The 15,317-nt window shown below is 61.8% G+C and carries 12 protein-coding genes; 9 read left to right on the top strand and 3 right to left on the bottom strand.

The window, feature by feature from the left end; genetic code table 11:
- Positions 1 to 58 precede the first annotated feature (58 nt).
- From VJR68_RS09695 to VJR68_RS09680, 4 genes are all read left to right on the top strand, one after another.
- Positions 59 to 562 (top strand): (2Fe-2S)-binding protein, encoded by a 504-nt coding sequence (locus tag VJR68_RS09695; protein ID WP_324147469.1) that lies wholly within the window; start codon positions 59 to 61, stop codon positions 560 to 562.
- Positions 559 to 2,829, top strand: coding sequence for a xanthine dehydrogenase family protein molybdopterin-binding subunit (locus VJR68_RS09690; RefSeq protein ID WP_324147468.1), 2,271 nt, complete (start codon positions 559 to 561; stop codon positions 2,827 to 2,829). The genes VJR68_RS09695 and VJR68_RS09690 overlap by 4 nt, the downstream gene beginning before the upstream one ends.
- Positions 2,826 to 4,127: a cytochrome c gene (locus VJR68_RS09685; protein ID WP_324147467.1), complete on the top strand. Its 1,302-nt coding sequence runs from the start codon at positions 2,826 to 2,828 to the stop codon at positions 4,125 to 4,127. The genes VJR68_RS09690 and VJR68_RS09685 overlap by 4 nt, the downstream gene beginning before the upstream one ends.
- Positions 4,128 to 4,413: 286 nt before the next feature.
- On the top strand, positions 4,414 to 5,949 hold the full coding sequence (locus VJR68_RS09680; RefSeq protein WP_324147466.1) for a glycosyltransferase family 39 protein: 1,536 nt from the start codon (positions 4,414 to 4,416) through the stop codon (positions 5,947 to 5,949).
- 30 nt (positions 5,950 to 5,979) lie between these two features.
- Here the strand turns inward: VJR68_RS09680 and VJR68_RS09675 are convergent, their stop codons facing one another.
- The 3 genes from VJR68_RS09675 to VJR68_RS09665 form a co-directional block, all read right to left on the bottom strand.
- Positions 5,980 to 6,999 carry a glycoside hydrolase family 16 protein gene (locus VJR68_RS09675; protein WP_324147465.1) on the bottom strand — a complete coding sequence of 340 codons (1,020 nt, stop codon included), beginning with the start codon at positions 6,997 to 6,999 and terminating at the stop codon, positions 5,980 to 5,982.
- A 227-nt stretch (positions 7,000 to 7,226) separates the two neighbouring features.
- Entirely contained in the window at positions 7,227 to 8,594 is a 1,368-nt protein-coding gene (locus VJR68_RS09670; protein WP_324147464.1) for an ectonucleotide pyrophosphatase/phosphodiesterase, read from the bottom strand.
- 93 nt (positions 8,595 to 8,687) lie between these two features.
- Positions 8,688 to 10,031: a hypothetical protein gene (locus VJR68_RS09665; RefSeq protein WP_324147463.1), complete on the bottom strand. Its 1,344-nt coding sequence runs from the start codon at positions 10,029 to 10,031 to the stop codon at positions 8,688 to 8,690.
- 316 nt (positions 10,032 to 10,347) lie between these two features.
- Here VJR68_RS09665 and VJR68_RS09660 point away from each other — a divergent pair, with 316 nt between their 5' ends.
- From VJR68_RS09660 to VJR68_RS09640, 5 genes are all read left to right on the top strand, one after another.
- A complete protein-coding gene (locus VJR68_RS09660) occupies positions 10,348 to 11,457 on the top strand; it encodes an S-(hydroxymethyl)glutathione dehydrogenase/class III alcohol dehydrogenase (protein ID WP_324147462.1) in 1,110 nt (369 codons plus the stop codon).
- A gap of 66 nt (positions 11,458 to 11,523) precedes the next feature.
- Positions 11,524 to 12,351: an S-formylglutathione hydrolase gene (gene fghA, locus VJR68_RS09655; protein WP_324147461.1), complete on the top strand. Its 828-nt coding sequence runs from the start codon at positions 11,524 to 11,526 to the stop codon at positions 12,349 to 12,351.
- Positions 12,352 to 12,553: 202 nt separating this feature from the next.
- On the top strand, positions 12,554 to 12,916 hold the full coding sequence (locus tag VJR68_RS09650; RefSeq protein ID WP_324147460.1) for a type II toxin-antitoxin system RelE/ParE family toxin: 363 nt from the start codon (positions 12,554 to 12,556) through the stop codon (positions 12,914 to 12,916).
- Between the two features lie 4 nt (positions 12,917 to 12,920).
- The gene (locus VJR68_RS09645; RefSeq protein ID WP_324147459.1) at positions 12,921 to 13,226 is read left to right on the top strand and encodes a DNA-binding transcriptional regulator; all 306 of its coding nucleotides are present in this window, start codon (positions 12,921 to 12,923) and stop codon (positions 13,224 to 13,226) included.
- A gap of 456 nt (positions 13,227 to 13,682) precedes the next feature.
- Complete coding sequence (locus tag VJR68_RS09640; RefSeq protein ID WP_324147458.1) at positions 13,683 to 15,092, top strand: GGDEF domain-containing protein; 1,410 nt, start codon at positions 13,683 to 13,685, stop codon at positions 15,090 to 15,092.
- The last annotated feature ends 225 nt before the right edge of the window (positions 15,093 to 15,317 follow it).

The raw sequence follows: 15,317 nt of genomic DNA, 5'->3' as shown, positions 1-15,317 counted from the left end.
GGCAAACGCTGCAGTTTTAGACAATACACGCCACTCCTGATGCAGTACGGAGGCTTTCATGCTGTCCTTATCCGTCAACGGTCAGTCTTACCCGGTCGATGTACCCGATGACATGCCGCTCTTGTGGGTGTTGCGCGACGTCATCGGCCTGACTGGCACCAAGTTCGGTTGCGGTATCGCGCAATGCGGGGCCTGCACGGTGCATCTGGATGGCCAGGCGGTGCGCTCGTGCGTGCTGCCGGTGGGCGCCATCGGCAATCGCGCCATCACCACCGTCGAAGCGGTGGGCAACACGCCCGCCGGGCAGAAAATCCAGCAGGCGTGGCTGGATGTCGATGTGGTGCAATGCGGTTATTGCCAATCCGGCCAGATCATGTCGGCGGCGGCGCTGCTGGCGCACACGCCCAATCCTTCCGACGACGACATTGATGCCGCCATGTCCGGCAACCTTTGCCGTTGCGCCACTTATGTGCGCATTCGCGCGGCGGTCAAGCAGGCCGCCACCGGCAAGATCGAGATCCTGCAGACGATCGGCAGCGCGCCGGAAGGAGCTGCGTCATGAGCACCGAATCCTTCACGCCGGAACCCACGGAAAGCATCGATCTGCAACGCCGCAGCGTGCTGAAACACGGCGGGTTGGCGATCGCCTTCCTGTGGCTGGGCGGCACCGGCGCGGCGTCCGCCATGATGAGTGCGCGCCGGCAACCGGCCGATACCGCCGCGGCCATGGCCGACGGCAATCCGCCGTTCGCGCCCAATGCCTTTATCCGCATCGACAGCGAGGGCCCGGTGCGCCTGGTGATGCCCAGCGTGGAAATGGGGCAGGGCATCTATACCGGTTGCAGCATGCTGCTGGCCGAGGAACTTGGCGTCGGCCTGGACCAGATCAAGGTGGAACACTCGCCGCCGAGCGACGATCTGTACGGCATTCCCGCGCTGGGCGGACAGATCACCGGCGGCTCCACCAGCACGCGCGCCACCTGGTCGGTATTGCGCGAAGCGGGCGCCGTGGCGCGCAGCATGCTGGTCAGCGCGGCGGCGGTGAAATGGCACGTGGACCCGGCTACCTGCACGGTGGATCGCGGCGTGGTGCATCACGCGCCGTCCGGACGCAGCGCCACTTTCAACGAATTGGCGGACGTCGCCGGACGCCTGCCGATGCCCGACAAGGTGCAACTCACCGACCCCAAGGATTTCAAGCTGATCGGCAAACCGATCCGGCGCGTGGATGCCGCTGACAAGATCAAAGGCGCCACGCAATTCGGGCTCGACGTGCGTGTGCCGGGCATGAAGGTGGCTACGGTCAAGGCATGCCCGACCTTCGCCGGCAAGTTGGCTTCCGTCGATGACAAGGCTGCACGCAAGTTGCCTGGCGTGGTGGATGTGTTGCGCCTGGATAACGCCGTCGCGGCGGTGGGCGAGCATTTCTGGGCGGCGAAGAAAGGCATGGAGGCGCTCGTGATCGAGTGGGATCGCGGCGTGAACGCCAACCTCACCACGCAGCAATTGCAGGACGCCATCGCCGACAGCGCGCGCAACGGCAAAGGCATCGTGGCGCGCGACGATGGCGAGCGTCCGCAAGGTACGCTGGTGCAATCGGAATACAGCTCGCCGATGCTCGCGCACGCCACGATGGAACCGATGAACTGCACCGTGCATGTCACGCACGATCAATGCGAGATCTGGACCGGTACGCAAGTACCGATGCGTGCGGCGCAGGAGGCGGCGAAGATCACCGGCCTGCCGATCGAGAAAATCGTGCTGCACAACCAGTATCTGGGCGGCGGCTTCGGGCGCCGGCTGGAAACCGATTGGGTGGAACAAGCGGTCGCGTTGGCCAAGCAGGTGCCGTATCCGCTGAAAGTGGTATGGACGCGCGAAGAAGACATTGGCCAGGACCACATGCGGCCGATGTATCACGACGTGATCTCGGCCGTGCTCGATGCCAGCGGCAAACCCATCTGGTACGGCTACCGCACCAGCGGCGGCTCGGTGCTGGCGCGGTTCGCGCCGGGCGCGATGGGCAAGGATGGCCTGGACAGCGATGCGGTGGAATGCGTGGTGGAAACGCCTTACGACATTCCCAAGGCGCATGTGGAATGGATCCGCCACGACATGCCGCCTGGTTTTATCGTCGGCTGGTGGCGCGGCGTGGGGCCGACACACAATCTGTTCGTGGTGGAAAGTTTCATCGACGAATTGGCGAACCATGCCAAGAAGGATCCGCTCGAATTCCGCCGCGCGCTGCTGCAGAAAAACCCGCGCGCGCTGGGTGTGTTGAATCTTGCCGCCGAGAAAATCGGCTGGGGCGGTCAACCGCTGCCGGCACGCGTCGGGCGCGGCATCGCGCTGGGCGATCCGTTCGGCAGTCATGTGTGCGTGATCGTGGAAGCGGAAGTCACGCCGCAAGGCGAAGTGCGCTTGCGCAAAGTCGTCGCGGCGATTGACGTGGGCATTGCCGTCAACACCAGTTCGATCGAGGCGCAGGTGCAGGGTGGCGTGCTGTTCGGGCTCAGCGCGGCGTTGTACAGCGGGCTCACCATTAAGAACGGTGCGGTCGAGCAAAGCAACTTCAATAACTACCGCGTGCTGCGCATCAATGAAACGCCGGTGGTGGAAGTGCACCGCGTGGTCAATACGCAAGCACCGGGCGGCATGGGCGAAGTCGGCACCGCCATTGCCGCGCCCGCGCTGGCCAACGCCATCTTCGCCGCTACCGGCGTGCGGCTGTACCAGCTGCCGGTGGATCGCAACCTGCTGGTGCAAAGCCCGGATGCACTCAAGTCCGTCGCATCCGCTGCCGCGCCTGAGAGGAGGGAGACCGCATGAAACGCTTCCTGCTCGTTATCGTGATCCTGCTGTTGATCGGCACGGGCGTGTATCTGTACTTGAACCGCTCCGACAGCTCGGAGGGCACCTCGCCTGCCATGGCCGGCACACCGCCGTCGGCCGACGTGCTGGCGCGTGGCGAATATCTCGCCAAGGCGGCCGATTGCACGGCCTGCCATACCGTGCCGGGTTCCGGCAAAGCGTTTGCCGGCGGTGTGGCGTTCCGCTTGCCATTCGGCACCATTTATTCATCCAACATCACGGCGGATGAAGCGACCGGCATCGGCGGCTGGAGCGACGATGAGTTCGTGCGCGCCCTGCACGATGGCATCGGGAAGCACGGCGAGCATCTTTATCCCGCGTTTCCCTATACCTCCTATACATTGCTGAGCCGCAGCGACGTGCTGGCGATCAAGGCGTATCTATTCAGCCTGCCGAAGATCTCGCAGCCGAACCGGATCAACGATCTTTCCTTCCCGTACAACCAGCGTTGGGTGATGGGCTTCTGGAACGCCGGGTTCTTCAAGAGCCAGCGCTTCCAGCCGGATGCTTCGCAATCGGCGCAGTGGAACAGCGGCAAGTACCTCGCCACGGCGCTCGGCCATTGTGCGGAATGCCACACGCCGCGGAATGTCGCGTTTGCGTTGGACCGCAAGAATGATCTGGCCGGCAGCGTGCTGCAAGGCTGGCGCGCTTACAACATCACCTCCGATCCGGTGCATGGCATTGGTGCGTGGAGCGATAGCGATCTTGTCAGCTACATCACCACCGGTCATGCCGATGGCCATGGTTCCGCGTCCGGCCCGATGGCCGAGGCGGTGGAAAACAGCCTGCGTTTCCTGCAGCCGGCGGACGCGAGTGCGTTGGTTGCCTATTTGCGCAGCGTGCCGGCGCGTGCGGGCACCGATCCGATTGCGATCGACGCCAAGCCTGCGCCTGCGCTTGCCTCCAGCGACTACGCACCTGGCGGCGATGCACACGCCGATGCGCAAGGCTTGAAGGTGTTCGAAGGTGCCTGCGCCAGCTGCCATCAATGGAACGGCAAGGGGCAGCAGACGCCGTATGCATCATTGCTTGGCTCGCGTGGCGTGAACGATGTGCGCGGCAACAATGTCACGCAAATTTTGCTGCACGGCTCCAGCTTGAGCGGCATGAACGCTGACGTGTTCATGCCGAGTTTCGGCGATGCGTATTCGAATACGGAAATTGCCGAGCTGAGCAATTATGTGATCGGTCATTTCGGCAACAAGCAAGGCACCGTTACGCCGGATGACGTGGCACAGCGACGAGCCCAATAGGTTGCCGTGAAGGTCGGGTGACAATGATCCCATAGGCCTGAGGTATTCCCACGTTTTTGCCGTCGTTGTGATCGCTGGATTTACGCGGGCTGGCGGAAAGAAAACGTGGGGATACCTCAGCCCCTCTGCTGAGATGACAATCCCAGCACCGCCATCCTCAAGCTGGGATTGTCATCCCAGCCTATGAATGATCAGCGTTTCACAAGCTTGGTTTTCACTCCGGCATGCGCTGCCATGTCGGACCATGCAGAGGCCTCGCACACGGCGGATGCCATAGCCAAGCCTCATGCAGATCAGCGTCGTTTCACAGCAACAAGGCCTGGTATCGACACAGGAAGGCGCGCGGTCGGACCTGGCATGGTTGCTCTTATGCGCAGGCATCGTCGCGCTCGTTCACTTGTTCACCAATGTGCGCTTCGGTTTTCATCGCGATGAATGGCAGGTATTGAGCGACGCGTTGCATCTGGATTGGGGATTCGTGCCGTATCCGCCCTTTACGCCTTTCATCGAGCGTATCGGGCTGATGCTGTTCGGTCTATGGCTGCCTGGCCTGCGTCTATTTTCCGTGATCGCGCAGGCCATCGTGGTGGTGGTCTCGGGCCTGATGGCGCGCGAACTCGGCGGTGGACGCAAGGGGCAGTTGATGGCGGCGATGACCGTGGCGCTTTCGCCGCTGCCCTTGTTCGAAGGCACGGAATTCCAATACACCAGTTTTGATTATTTGTGGTGGGTGCTGACCGCGTATTTCGTGATTCGCCTGCTGACGACGGAAAACCCGCGCTGGTGGCTGGCAATCGGTGCAGCCATGGGTGCGGGCACGCAGACCAAGTACACCATTTTCTTTCTTGCGGCCGGGATATTTGCCGGGCTGCTGTTCACGCCGTCGCGTCGCTATTTTCGCAGCGTTTGGCTTTGGGCGGGTATCGCGCTTGCACTGCTGATCTTCCTGCCCAATCTGATCTGGCAGGCGCGGCATGATTTTGTTTACTGGCGTTTTCTCCAGGCCATTCACGCGCGCGACGTGAGTGAAGGGCGCGCCGACCATTTCTTCTTCAATCAAGTGACGAGGTGCACGAATCCGTTCACGCTGCCGCTGTGGCTGGCCGGTTTGTATGGCTACCTGCAGGAACGACGCTATCGCCTGCTGGCATGGATGTACCTCATGCCGCTCGCATTGTTGGTGGCTGGGCAGGGAAGAGGGTATTACCTGGGCGCGGCGTATCCGATGCTGTTTGCCATGGGCGCGGTGCTGGTGCTGCGCTGGCTGGCGTCGCGGCCGCAACGTTTGCGACGGGTGCTTGCCGGTGTTTTCTTCGTCGGGTTTTCGGCGTACGGGCTTGGCGCCGCGGCGGCGATTCTTCCACTCTCGGCCACCGGCCCGTTGATGCGTTTTGCGCTCCATTACAACGGCGATCTGCGCGAAGAACTCGGTTGGGGCGATATCGTGCAGACCGTTGCGAGCATTCGCGATAAGTTGCCGCCCGCACAACAAGCGCATGCCGGCATACTGGTGGGCAATTATGGCGAGCAGGGCGCGGTCGAAATGCTCGGATCGCGTTACCACCTGCCCGCCCCGATCAGTCGCACCAATTCAGCGTGGTTGCGCGGTTATCCCGTACCACCGCCGACGACGTTGATCGTGCTGGGTTCATCGCGTGAATGGGCGGAGCATTACCTCACCGATTGCCATTTGGCCGGCCATATCAGCCATCCGTATGGCATGCAGAACGAAGAGAGCCGGGATCATCCGGATATTTTTGTCTGTGGCGCGCCGCGCATGCCGTGGCCTGAGTTTTGGCAGAAAGATCGACGCTTTGGATGAGCCGCATGCTTCGCTAACCCAACCTACGCATCAACTCTTCGCTGCTGCCTTCTGCCCCAGCTTCTTCGCATCCGCCGACATCTCCGGCTGCACCGGCTGCGGTGTTTTCTTGCCGGTGCCAGGCTTGGTCCACACGGCGACGTAATCCACCACCATCGAATGCCCCGGTTCCGTCTCCGGCGTCGGTGTGGGTTTCCAGCCGGCCATCACGAACGAGAACCCACCACCCATCGCGACGTCCAGCAACATGAAATAACCGTGTTCGCCGGTGAGTTCGCGCCAGGTATCGGCGGAAAGCTGGTTCTCCGCGACCTGGTTGATTTGCTGGCCATCGACGAACCAGCGCAACCGTTCCGGCGTGACGCTGCGATCCCACTCGAAGGTAAAGGTGTGCGGGCCGGCCGTGCAGGCTTCGTGCGGGCAGGGCAGGCGCGCGCCGATGCCGATCGGCTCGCCGCACGGGCCACCGGGATTCACGCCGCAATGCAAAATGCCCCACACCGCGTCCAGTCCATTGACGCTTTCCATGATGTCGAACTCGCCGGACTTGGGCCACACCATGGTGGTGCGGTAATCGCTGCCTAGCGCCCAGAAAGCGGGCCAGTAGCCGAGCGCGCGCGGGCCGGTCACGTCCGGCATCTGGATGCGTGCTTCCATGCGCAGCTCGCCGCCGTCGGGTGCGGCGAAATCACCGCGCACGGTTTCCACGCGGCCGGAGGTCCACTGTCCGGCGGCATCACGCTGCGGCGTGATGATCAGATGGCCTTGGCCGTCCAAATGGATGTTGGCCGGATCGTTGGTGAAATTCTCGATTTCCGATGTGCCCCAGTTGATCGGTCCGTTCGGATAACCGTGCCCGGTATCGATGCGCCAGTTGGTGGACGAAGGCAGGGACCCTGTGGCGCCGGCGAAATTGTCGCCCCACTGCAACTGCCAACCGGCCGGAGCAGGAATGTCGATGGCTTGCGCGGTATTGGCAAAGCCCGTGAGCCCCACGCTGAGGGCGCAAATCGCAGCGATGGTGCGGGAGAAAAAAAGTTTGATCTGCATAGACTACCGAGGATGAGGAACAATGCTCCGAACTTAAGATTTTTCCAGTCGCCTCAGAACCCAAATCCGTCATTCCAGCTTTCGCTGGAATGACGAATGGGGGTTTCCCGTGACTGAAATATCCCGCGTTCTGCGAAAAAAACACGGGAATGATACGCCCCTGCACGGTTTTTAATGTGTCCGCCTTTCACAGGCAAATCTGCAGCACAGGTCTCACGGCAAGCTATTCACTGCAATATGTCGGTGAGAGGCGCCTGCCTGGCTGCCGGCAATGACACGTCAAGCAGCTTTGCAATCGTCGGCGCGACGCGCAGGTTGCTGATGGCACCCAGCCTCACGCCGTGTTTTATATGCGCCCCGGACGCCACGAACAGCGCCTGCATGTCCGGGTTGGTGTTGAGGTAGCCGTGCGCGCCGCGTGCATTTTCGAAATCCGTCACCAGCGGCTCGTCCGTGCCATCGGTGAAGGAGTAGCCGGCTTTGGCGATGAGATACAAATCAGGTGCCTGGTCGGTGGAACCTGGCGCCGGAAGGCCGAGCTGATTCGCCTCGCTGGCGGTGTAGATCGCGGCAACGCCCGGTACCTTCGCGAAATCGGCTTTCAGTTTCGGCAACAGCTCCGCACGCTTGGCGCTGTCGCGGATATACAGCGATGCTTCGCCGCCTTCCGGTTGAATCCACACATCGCCGCGATAACTGCCTTTTTCCTGATGCAGATAACCGGCGCGCACCAGTTCGACGTTCGGATGCACGGCGTGGGTGTAATCGGTAAAGCCGTGATCGGACGCGATGACGAAGGTGATGCGATCCAGCAGGCCGGCCTTGCGCGCCGCGTCGATCAACTTCGCGATGCGCGTATCCGCATACGCATACGCCGCATAGGCCGCCGGCGAGAGCGCGCCGTATTCGTGTTGCAGCGTATCGGTTTGCAGCAGATGGAACAGCAACAGATTAGGCGTGTGATGGACGAGGATGTCGATCGCGGCATCCGTCCATATTTCATCGCGCCATGCCGGCGTGCTGTCGTCGCCAAAACTTGCGACCTGTTCTTTCGTAACCAGACCTTGTGCGATCAGATCCTGCGCAATGGGGCTGTCGACCTCAGGCTGTTCGGCAAACGCCCACTGCACGTTTTTCGCACCGTAGATCGCCACCCAATCCACCTGGCCGGTACTCATGCCTTTTTCCGCCAGCACGTCGTACAGCGTGCGGGCATGCACGAGCTGATCCTTCGGCGTCCACGGTTTCACTTCGGGCACGCTGCCGTCCTGCGGAAAGGTGATCAGGCCATTGGCCATCACGTGATGCTCGCTGGCGTTGACGCCGGTGATCAGCGTGGTGTGGTTGGGCCAGGTCACCGAAGGGTTGATCGGCTGCATGCCCTGCGCATACGCGCCATCGTGCATCAGCTTGCGTAGCGCGGGCATCGGCAAGCGTGGGTCCTGCAGGGCGCGGGCGGGAAAGCCGTCGATGGTGATCAGCACGACGATCGGGCCATGCGTGGCAGCGGTGCCGTCGTTATGGGATGTCTGGGCGTGGGCAGGCTGGATGGAAGCCATCGCAAGGGCGAAGGCCAGGGCGAGCAGGTTGCGCATGATTCACCGGAGGCTGGGCAAAAACAGGCCGATTCTAGCGGACGAGTTTTGCAGAACAGCTCACGGGTGCCTGCGCGCCCTGTGCTGCATCGCTCAGGGCTGGGGCGGCACGGTGATGGTGTCCTTGTGCAGCACTTTCTCCCCGCCCACGATGAAACTGATCTGATAGCTGCCCGGCCGTAGATACAACACGCCCGATGGCACCCCTTGCGTGCTGCTGTATGCCTCCACGCCGGAAATGGAAACCGTCATCGGCGTCTGCTGCAGCAGCATGCGGTCGGCGGGAATCGCATCCGGCCCCTCGTTGCTGTAGCGCGCTTCCACCAGGCAGGCGTAATGGCCGCGGCAACCGTCGCCGCTTACCCAATGCGGTTGCCGCAAGCCCCACAAGGTGAGCCACGTCGGCCGTCCGCGTTCCAGTTTTTCCGGTGGGAAGAACACGTTGGCGTCGTACGCGGAGCGCAGCGACCATGGTTTGTCCTTCGCATCGACGAAGACGATGGGCGCGTCCGGATGCAGCTGCTTCATCACCGCCGTGTAATACGGATGATTGTTCTGGCTGGAAGGGCGCGGGTACATGGCCGTCTGGTCGATGGCCAGGATCGGTGCATCGGTCAGCCTGTGCAGATGCTCGGCCATCGATTCGCCGCCAAGATAGACGCCGGCTTTCACGATGTGCTCGTAACCGGCATTGATCACCAGCCGCGCGTGCGGGTCCTCTTTGAACACTTGCTCGTAGATATGACGCGCCTGCTCGGCCTCGCGCTGGTCAGGGCGGGTAATGGTGGATGTCGCTTCATAGGCAATGACCTTGTAGCCGAGCTTGAGCGCCGTGCGTACCATTTCCGCGTACACCGGCTCCTGCGTGTAGAAACCGCTGTCGTCGATGGGATAGCCGCGCGTCTGCAGCTGGGCATCTTTTTGCGACAAGGTCTCGGCGGCGAAATAACGGAAGCCTTGCGCATACAGGCGGCTGAGCAGCGCCACGGTAAGGCTGCGCGTCATCGCGACGTTGTGCGCCTCGTTGAGCATCACGATCTGGTAGTTGCTGGCGAGCGCGGGAATCTCATCCAGCGCCGGGCGCGCGGCATAGCCGCCATCGAGCGGCGAAGCGTTGTCGCCGGGCCGCGCCGGTTCCGCGATGGAGAAGCTTTGCACCGCCAGCGGGTAGTCGCCGAGAAAGCTCAGATACCAGCCGATGTACTGCCCGAAGATCATCCGGAACGCCGGCGAGTCGTCGCCGGCATAGGCCTGGCGCATCGTCATGTATTGGCTGAGCAAGCCTTTCTGCTGGTTGGCTTCCACCATGATCCGGTCCGCCTTGGCTTCGGCGGCCACCTGCTGTGCCTGCCATTCGGCCGTCGATTGCGCATGTGCGGCCGGCGCGGTGCCGGCAAGCCCGATCAACCCCAACAGGATGCTGCGGCGTAAGCTCATGGCCCTCTCCATTCGCCTGGGCGGCTCGCCAACATGATGCGCTTGCCGGAATCGTGGCCCCAATAGCCACTTTTGCGCGGCCAGGCACAGCCATTTTGCGCGGCCGCGCTCCGCTTGAATACGACGAAAAATCTTCACTCGTCGTCCCGGCGAAGGCTGGGACGTAAGCGACTTCTTTGATCCTCAAAGTCACTGGGCCCCGGCCTTTGCCGGGGCGACGGGGTTTGAGGGAGCACGACGGAGTTTTATGTATTCGGCCATCGCGCCGCATCATCGATAATCCCCGCCTTATCTCTCGGCATGCAGGAGCTCCACGATGAAATCACGCGCCGCCGTTGCGTTCGCCGCCGGCAAACCCCTGGAAATCGTCGAGATCGACGTCGCCCCGCCCAAGGCCGGCGAAGTGCTGGTGAAGATCACCCACACCGGCGTCTGCCATACCGACGCCTTCACGCTGTCCGGCGAGGATCCCGAAGGCATCTTTCCCGCCGTGCTAGGCCATGAAGGCGGCGGCATCGTGGTGGAAGTGGGCGAGGGCGTGACCACGCTGCAACCGGGCGATCACGTGATTCCGCTGTATACGGCCGAGTGCGGCAAGTGCAAGTTCTGCCTTTCCGGCAAGACCAACCTGTGCCAGGCGGTACGCGCCACGCAAGGCAAGGGCCTGATGCCGGACGGCACCACGCGCTTCTCCTACCAGGGCCAGCCGATCTACCACTACATGGGCACCAGCACCTTCAGCGAATACACCGTGGTGCCGGAAATCTCGCTGGCCAAGATCGACACGCAGGCGCCGCTGGAAAAGGTATGTCTGCTCGGTTGCGGCGTTACCACCGGCATCGGCGCGGTGCACAACACGGCCAAGGTGGAAGCGGGCGCGACGGTGGCGGTGTTCGGCCTCGGCGGCATCGGCCTGGCGGTCATTCAAGGTGCGGTGCAGGCGAAGGCCGCGCGCATCATCGCCGTGGATATCAACGCGGATAAGTTTGCGCTGGCGCGCGACATGGGCGCTACCGATTGCGTCAATCCCAAGGATCACGACAAGCCGATCCAGGACGTGATCGTGGCGATGACCGACGGCGGCGTGGACTACAGCTTCGAGTGCATCGGCAATGTCGAGGTGATGCGCGCTGCACTGGAGTGCTGCCACAAAGGCTGGGGCGAAAGCATCATCATCGGCGTGGCCGGCGCGGGCAAGGAAATCCGCACGCGTCCGTTCCAGTTGGTCACCGGCCGCGTGTGGCGCGGTAGCGCCTTCGGCGGCGTGAAGGGGCGCAGCCAGTTGCCGGGCATGGTGCAGCAGGCGATGCGCGGGGAGATCCGGCTCGATCCGTTCATCACGCATCGCTTGCCGTTGGAGCAGATCAACGAAGCGTTCGACCTGATGCATGAAGGCAAGTCGATCCGCACGGTTATTTACTTCTAAGCGAAGCCCACCTCTCCCCTTGGGAGAGGGCTACAACACCGTCATGTATTTTTGAGAGGCAGCATCATGGAACGCATCGAACGTCACGCTTGTTTCGGCGGTTGGCAAGAGGTTCATCGCCATCGTTCAAAAGCGGTGGACGGCGAGATGCGTTTCGCCATCTATCTGCCGCCACAGGCTGCGCAAGGCAAGGTACCGGTGCTGTACTGGCTATCCGGCCTTACCTGCAGCGAGCAGAACGTCATCACCAAGGCTGGCGCGCAGCGTTATGCCGCCGAGCATGGCCTGGCCATCGTCGCATGCGATACCAGCCCGCGCGGCGAGCAGGTGGCGAACGATGATGCGTATGACCTGGGGCAGGGCGCCGGCTTCTACGTCAATGCAACCGTGTCGCCCTGGTCGCAGCATTACCGCATGTACGACTACGTGGCGCACGAGTTGCCTGCCTTGATCGAGCAGCATTTTCCGGTAACGAAAAAGCGCGCCATCAGCGGGCACTCCATGGGCGGCCATGGCGCATTGATCGTCGCGTTGAAGAATCCCGGCCGCTACAGCAGCGTGTCGGCGTTTTCGCCCATCGTTGCACCCTCACGCGTGCCCTGGGGCGAAAAAGCCTTCACCGCTTATCTCGGCAGCGACCGCGAAACCTGGCGTGCCTACGACGCCACCGAACTGGTGAAAACCGCCAACGAAAAACTGCCGCTGCTGATCGACCAGGGCGACGCAGATGAATTCCTATCCACGCAATTGCAGCCGGAACGGTTGCAGGAAGCCGCCAAGGCCGTGGGACATCCACTCGAGTTGCGCATGCGCGCCGGCTACGACCACAGCTATTACTTCATCGCGAGTTTCATCGGCGAGCACATCGCCTACCACGCCGCAGCGCTGTCGTAGGTTGGGGTGAGCGAACGCGAACCCCAACGCTCGGCCATCCGCACGCAGGTTGGGGTTCGGCTGCGCCTGGCCCCAACCTGCGGTCGGATGGAATCAACTAAAACCCTTTTCTGCGCCTGAATCCAGTGGGTTACATAATGGACCAAGTTATTAGCATGGCACTACGTGCTACACTTTCACCCGAAAAACGACACGGACGCGTATGCAGATCTATAAGACCCGACAGTTCTCCAAATGGGCACTGAAGGAGGGCCTGACCGACAGCGAACTGAGAACGGCCGTTGCCGAGATGGAAGCAGGCTTGATTGATGCTGACCTGGGAGGTCATGTGGTCAAGAAACGGGTGGCACTGGCTGGGTGTGGCAAGCGTGGCGGCGCACGTACCCTCCTGGCCTATCGTTTACGCGACCGCGCCATCTTTGTGTATGGATTCACCAAGAACGAACGCGACAATATCAGCGATAGAGAACTGAAGGCCTTGAAGCGTTTGGCTGCCATCTATCTTGGTTTTGACGCCGCACGATTGGAAAAGGCGAAATCCGAAGAAGAATTGATCGAGGTATGAAACCATGGCAAGCCGACTGCTGAAAACCCTTCATCAAACCACTCAGGGACTGGCCGATAGTGGCTTGATCGACGCGCAGACCATGCGTGAGTTCGACGCTTTGTGCCTGCCGCCGGTCAAAAATTTCACTCCGACACAAATCAAGCGGCTGCGCTTGCGCTGCCGTGCCAGTCAAGCGGTGTTTGCGGCTTATCTCAATACAAGCCCATCGACAGTGCAGAAATGGGAGCAGGGGCAGAAGCATCCGAATGGCCCGTCGCTGAAGCTGCTGAATCTGGTAGCCAACAAAGGCTTGGAGATTCTGATTTGATCACACGCTTCGCAAGAAGCGCATAGATACGAGGTTGCCATGAAAGAACGCGATCTCGGTGGTCGTCATTCCGGCGGCCTTCGCCGGAATGACGGTCCGGAAAACTTTCATCTTGGCGGGTGCCGGATGGCGGCATGACAGTTGGGGTGCAAACTCCAACATCGCCATCCACAATCCGCGGTAATGCCTGCGTAGGCTGGAGTGAATGTAGGCTGGGGTGCGAACCCCAGCATCGCCATGCATGATCATGCTGGGATTTCACCCCTGCCTACAAAGCAGCGCGGCCTGCACAAAACCTTCACATTACGCGCCCCAATCCACGACTCGCACACCATTCGCCCATCCTTGCTGGATGTATGCTACGCCAGCGACCCAGCGGGGAAGAAAGCAGTGTTCTAGGGTCGCGTCGGTTCGAGCGTTCCAGCTGAAGCACCGCCCACTGCCAGGGCCATGCCCATGAACATAAACGACTTGATCGTCCTGCCAACGAACCAGTCCGACGCTGTTCTTCTCAAACGCCTGGCTGTCGTGCAAAGCGCTTGCCTGGCTGTTGCGGCGCTGATTGCGTTTCTCATTCTGCTCGCGTGGCTCTTCAAGGATCTGCGACCGGGTTATCCGCACGGCTGGGATCTGATGAAGTTCGACACGGCCGCCGGCATGCTGTTGAGCGTGGTGAGCCTTGCGCTGCTGTCTGCGACACCCTCGCCATGGCGCGTGGGCTGTGGCCGTGCGCTGGCGCTGCTGGTGTTGTTGCTGGCGGTGGTACCGCTGTATGAGCATCTCAGTGGCGACTTTACGGGGTTCGACACGTTGATCGTGGCGGACCCCGGCAATGCCGAACCTGGCGTGATGTCGGTGCAGACGGCGTTTTATCTGTTGTTGTTTGCATCGAGCCTGCTGCTTGCCACGTTGCGGCATCCGGTCTACGGCATGACGGTGGCGGTGTTGACGATGCTGCTCAGCTTGCATGCCCTGATCATTTTCTCCGGCTACTGCTTCAAGGCAGCGCAGCTGTTTGGGCAAAGCATGGCCACGCGTACCTCGCCCCACACGTTGCTGTGCATGCTGTTGCTGGCTGGCGCCTTGATCATCTGGCGCATGCAGCATGGGTATTTCTTCGTGCTGGCCGGGAGTGGGCTTGGCAGCCGGCTCGCGCGCCAGGTGATGCCCTTTGCCTTGCTGTTGCCGTTCGTGCTGATGCTTGCCGGTACCGCCATGGCCAGCGTGGGCTGGCTTTCGCCGCCGGTGGCCGCGGGCTTGTCTGTCGCGGTGATGGCGGCTGCCCTGGCTGCGCTGGTCTCGCTGATGGGGCGGCGCATCAACTCGCTGGAGAAAGAACTGCGCGAACTGTCGTTGAGCGATCAGCCCACCGGCGTGTTCAACTACCGCGGGTTTGAATTGCTCGGCGAGCAGGCATTCCGCGAGGCGCAGCGCAGCCACACCGTGCTGACGGTACTGGTGTTCCACGTCGAGGGCGTCAAGGACATCAGCGATACCTACGGCCCCGAAGCCAGCGCGCATCTGATCCAGGACATGGCGCGCATGTTGCGCGAGAGCTTCGAGCCGGCGGACATCATTGCGCGTACCGGCGGCGACGAATTCACGGTGATCACCAAGGACGAAAACACCGGCGGCGTGATCGCCCTGATGCGCATGGGCGAGGCGATGGAAGCATTGAATGCGGCAGGCGGCTCGTACAAGACGCGCTTCAGCGTCGGCGAAGCCACCAGCCATCCCGATGCCCATGAATCGTTTCGCGAGCTGGTGGAAAGGGCCGGCATCATGCGGCGCGAACGCCAGCGCGCCGAGCACGTGCTGGTCGAACCGGAGCGTGTTGAATCGCAACCGTCGCACGGCGAGCCCTGAATCGGTGGATGTTTCGCCGTAGCCCGAAATATCCGTTCGGCCCGTGGACACGTGCACTACACTCGCACTCCTCTCAAACCAGGCTCGAGGAAACACCATGACGTTCGAAGGCGGATGTTATTGCGGTTCGGTGCGCTACGCGGCGGAAGGCGAGCCGATGATGAAAGGCCAATGCCATTGCCGCGAATGCCAATACATCAGCGGCGGCGCACCGCAGATGTTCCT

Source organism: Dyella sp., assembly GCF_035277725.1.
Classification (GTDB): Bacteria; Pseudomonadota; Gammaproteobacteria; order Xanthomonadales; family Rhodanobacteraceae; genus Dyella_B.
The sequence above is the reverse complement of the archived record's forward strand: the minus strand, read 5'-3'. Positions and strand labels throughout refer to the sequence as shown.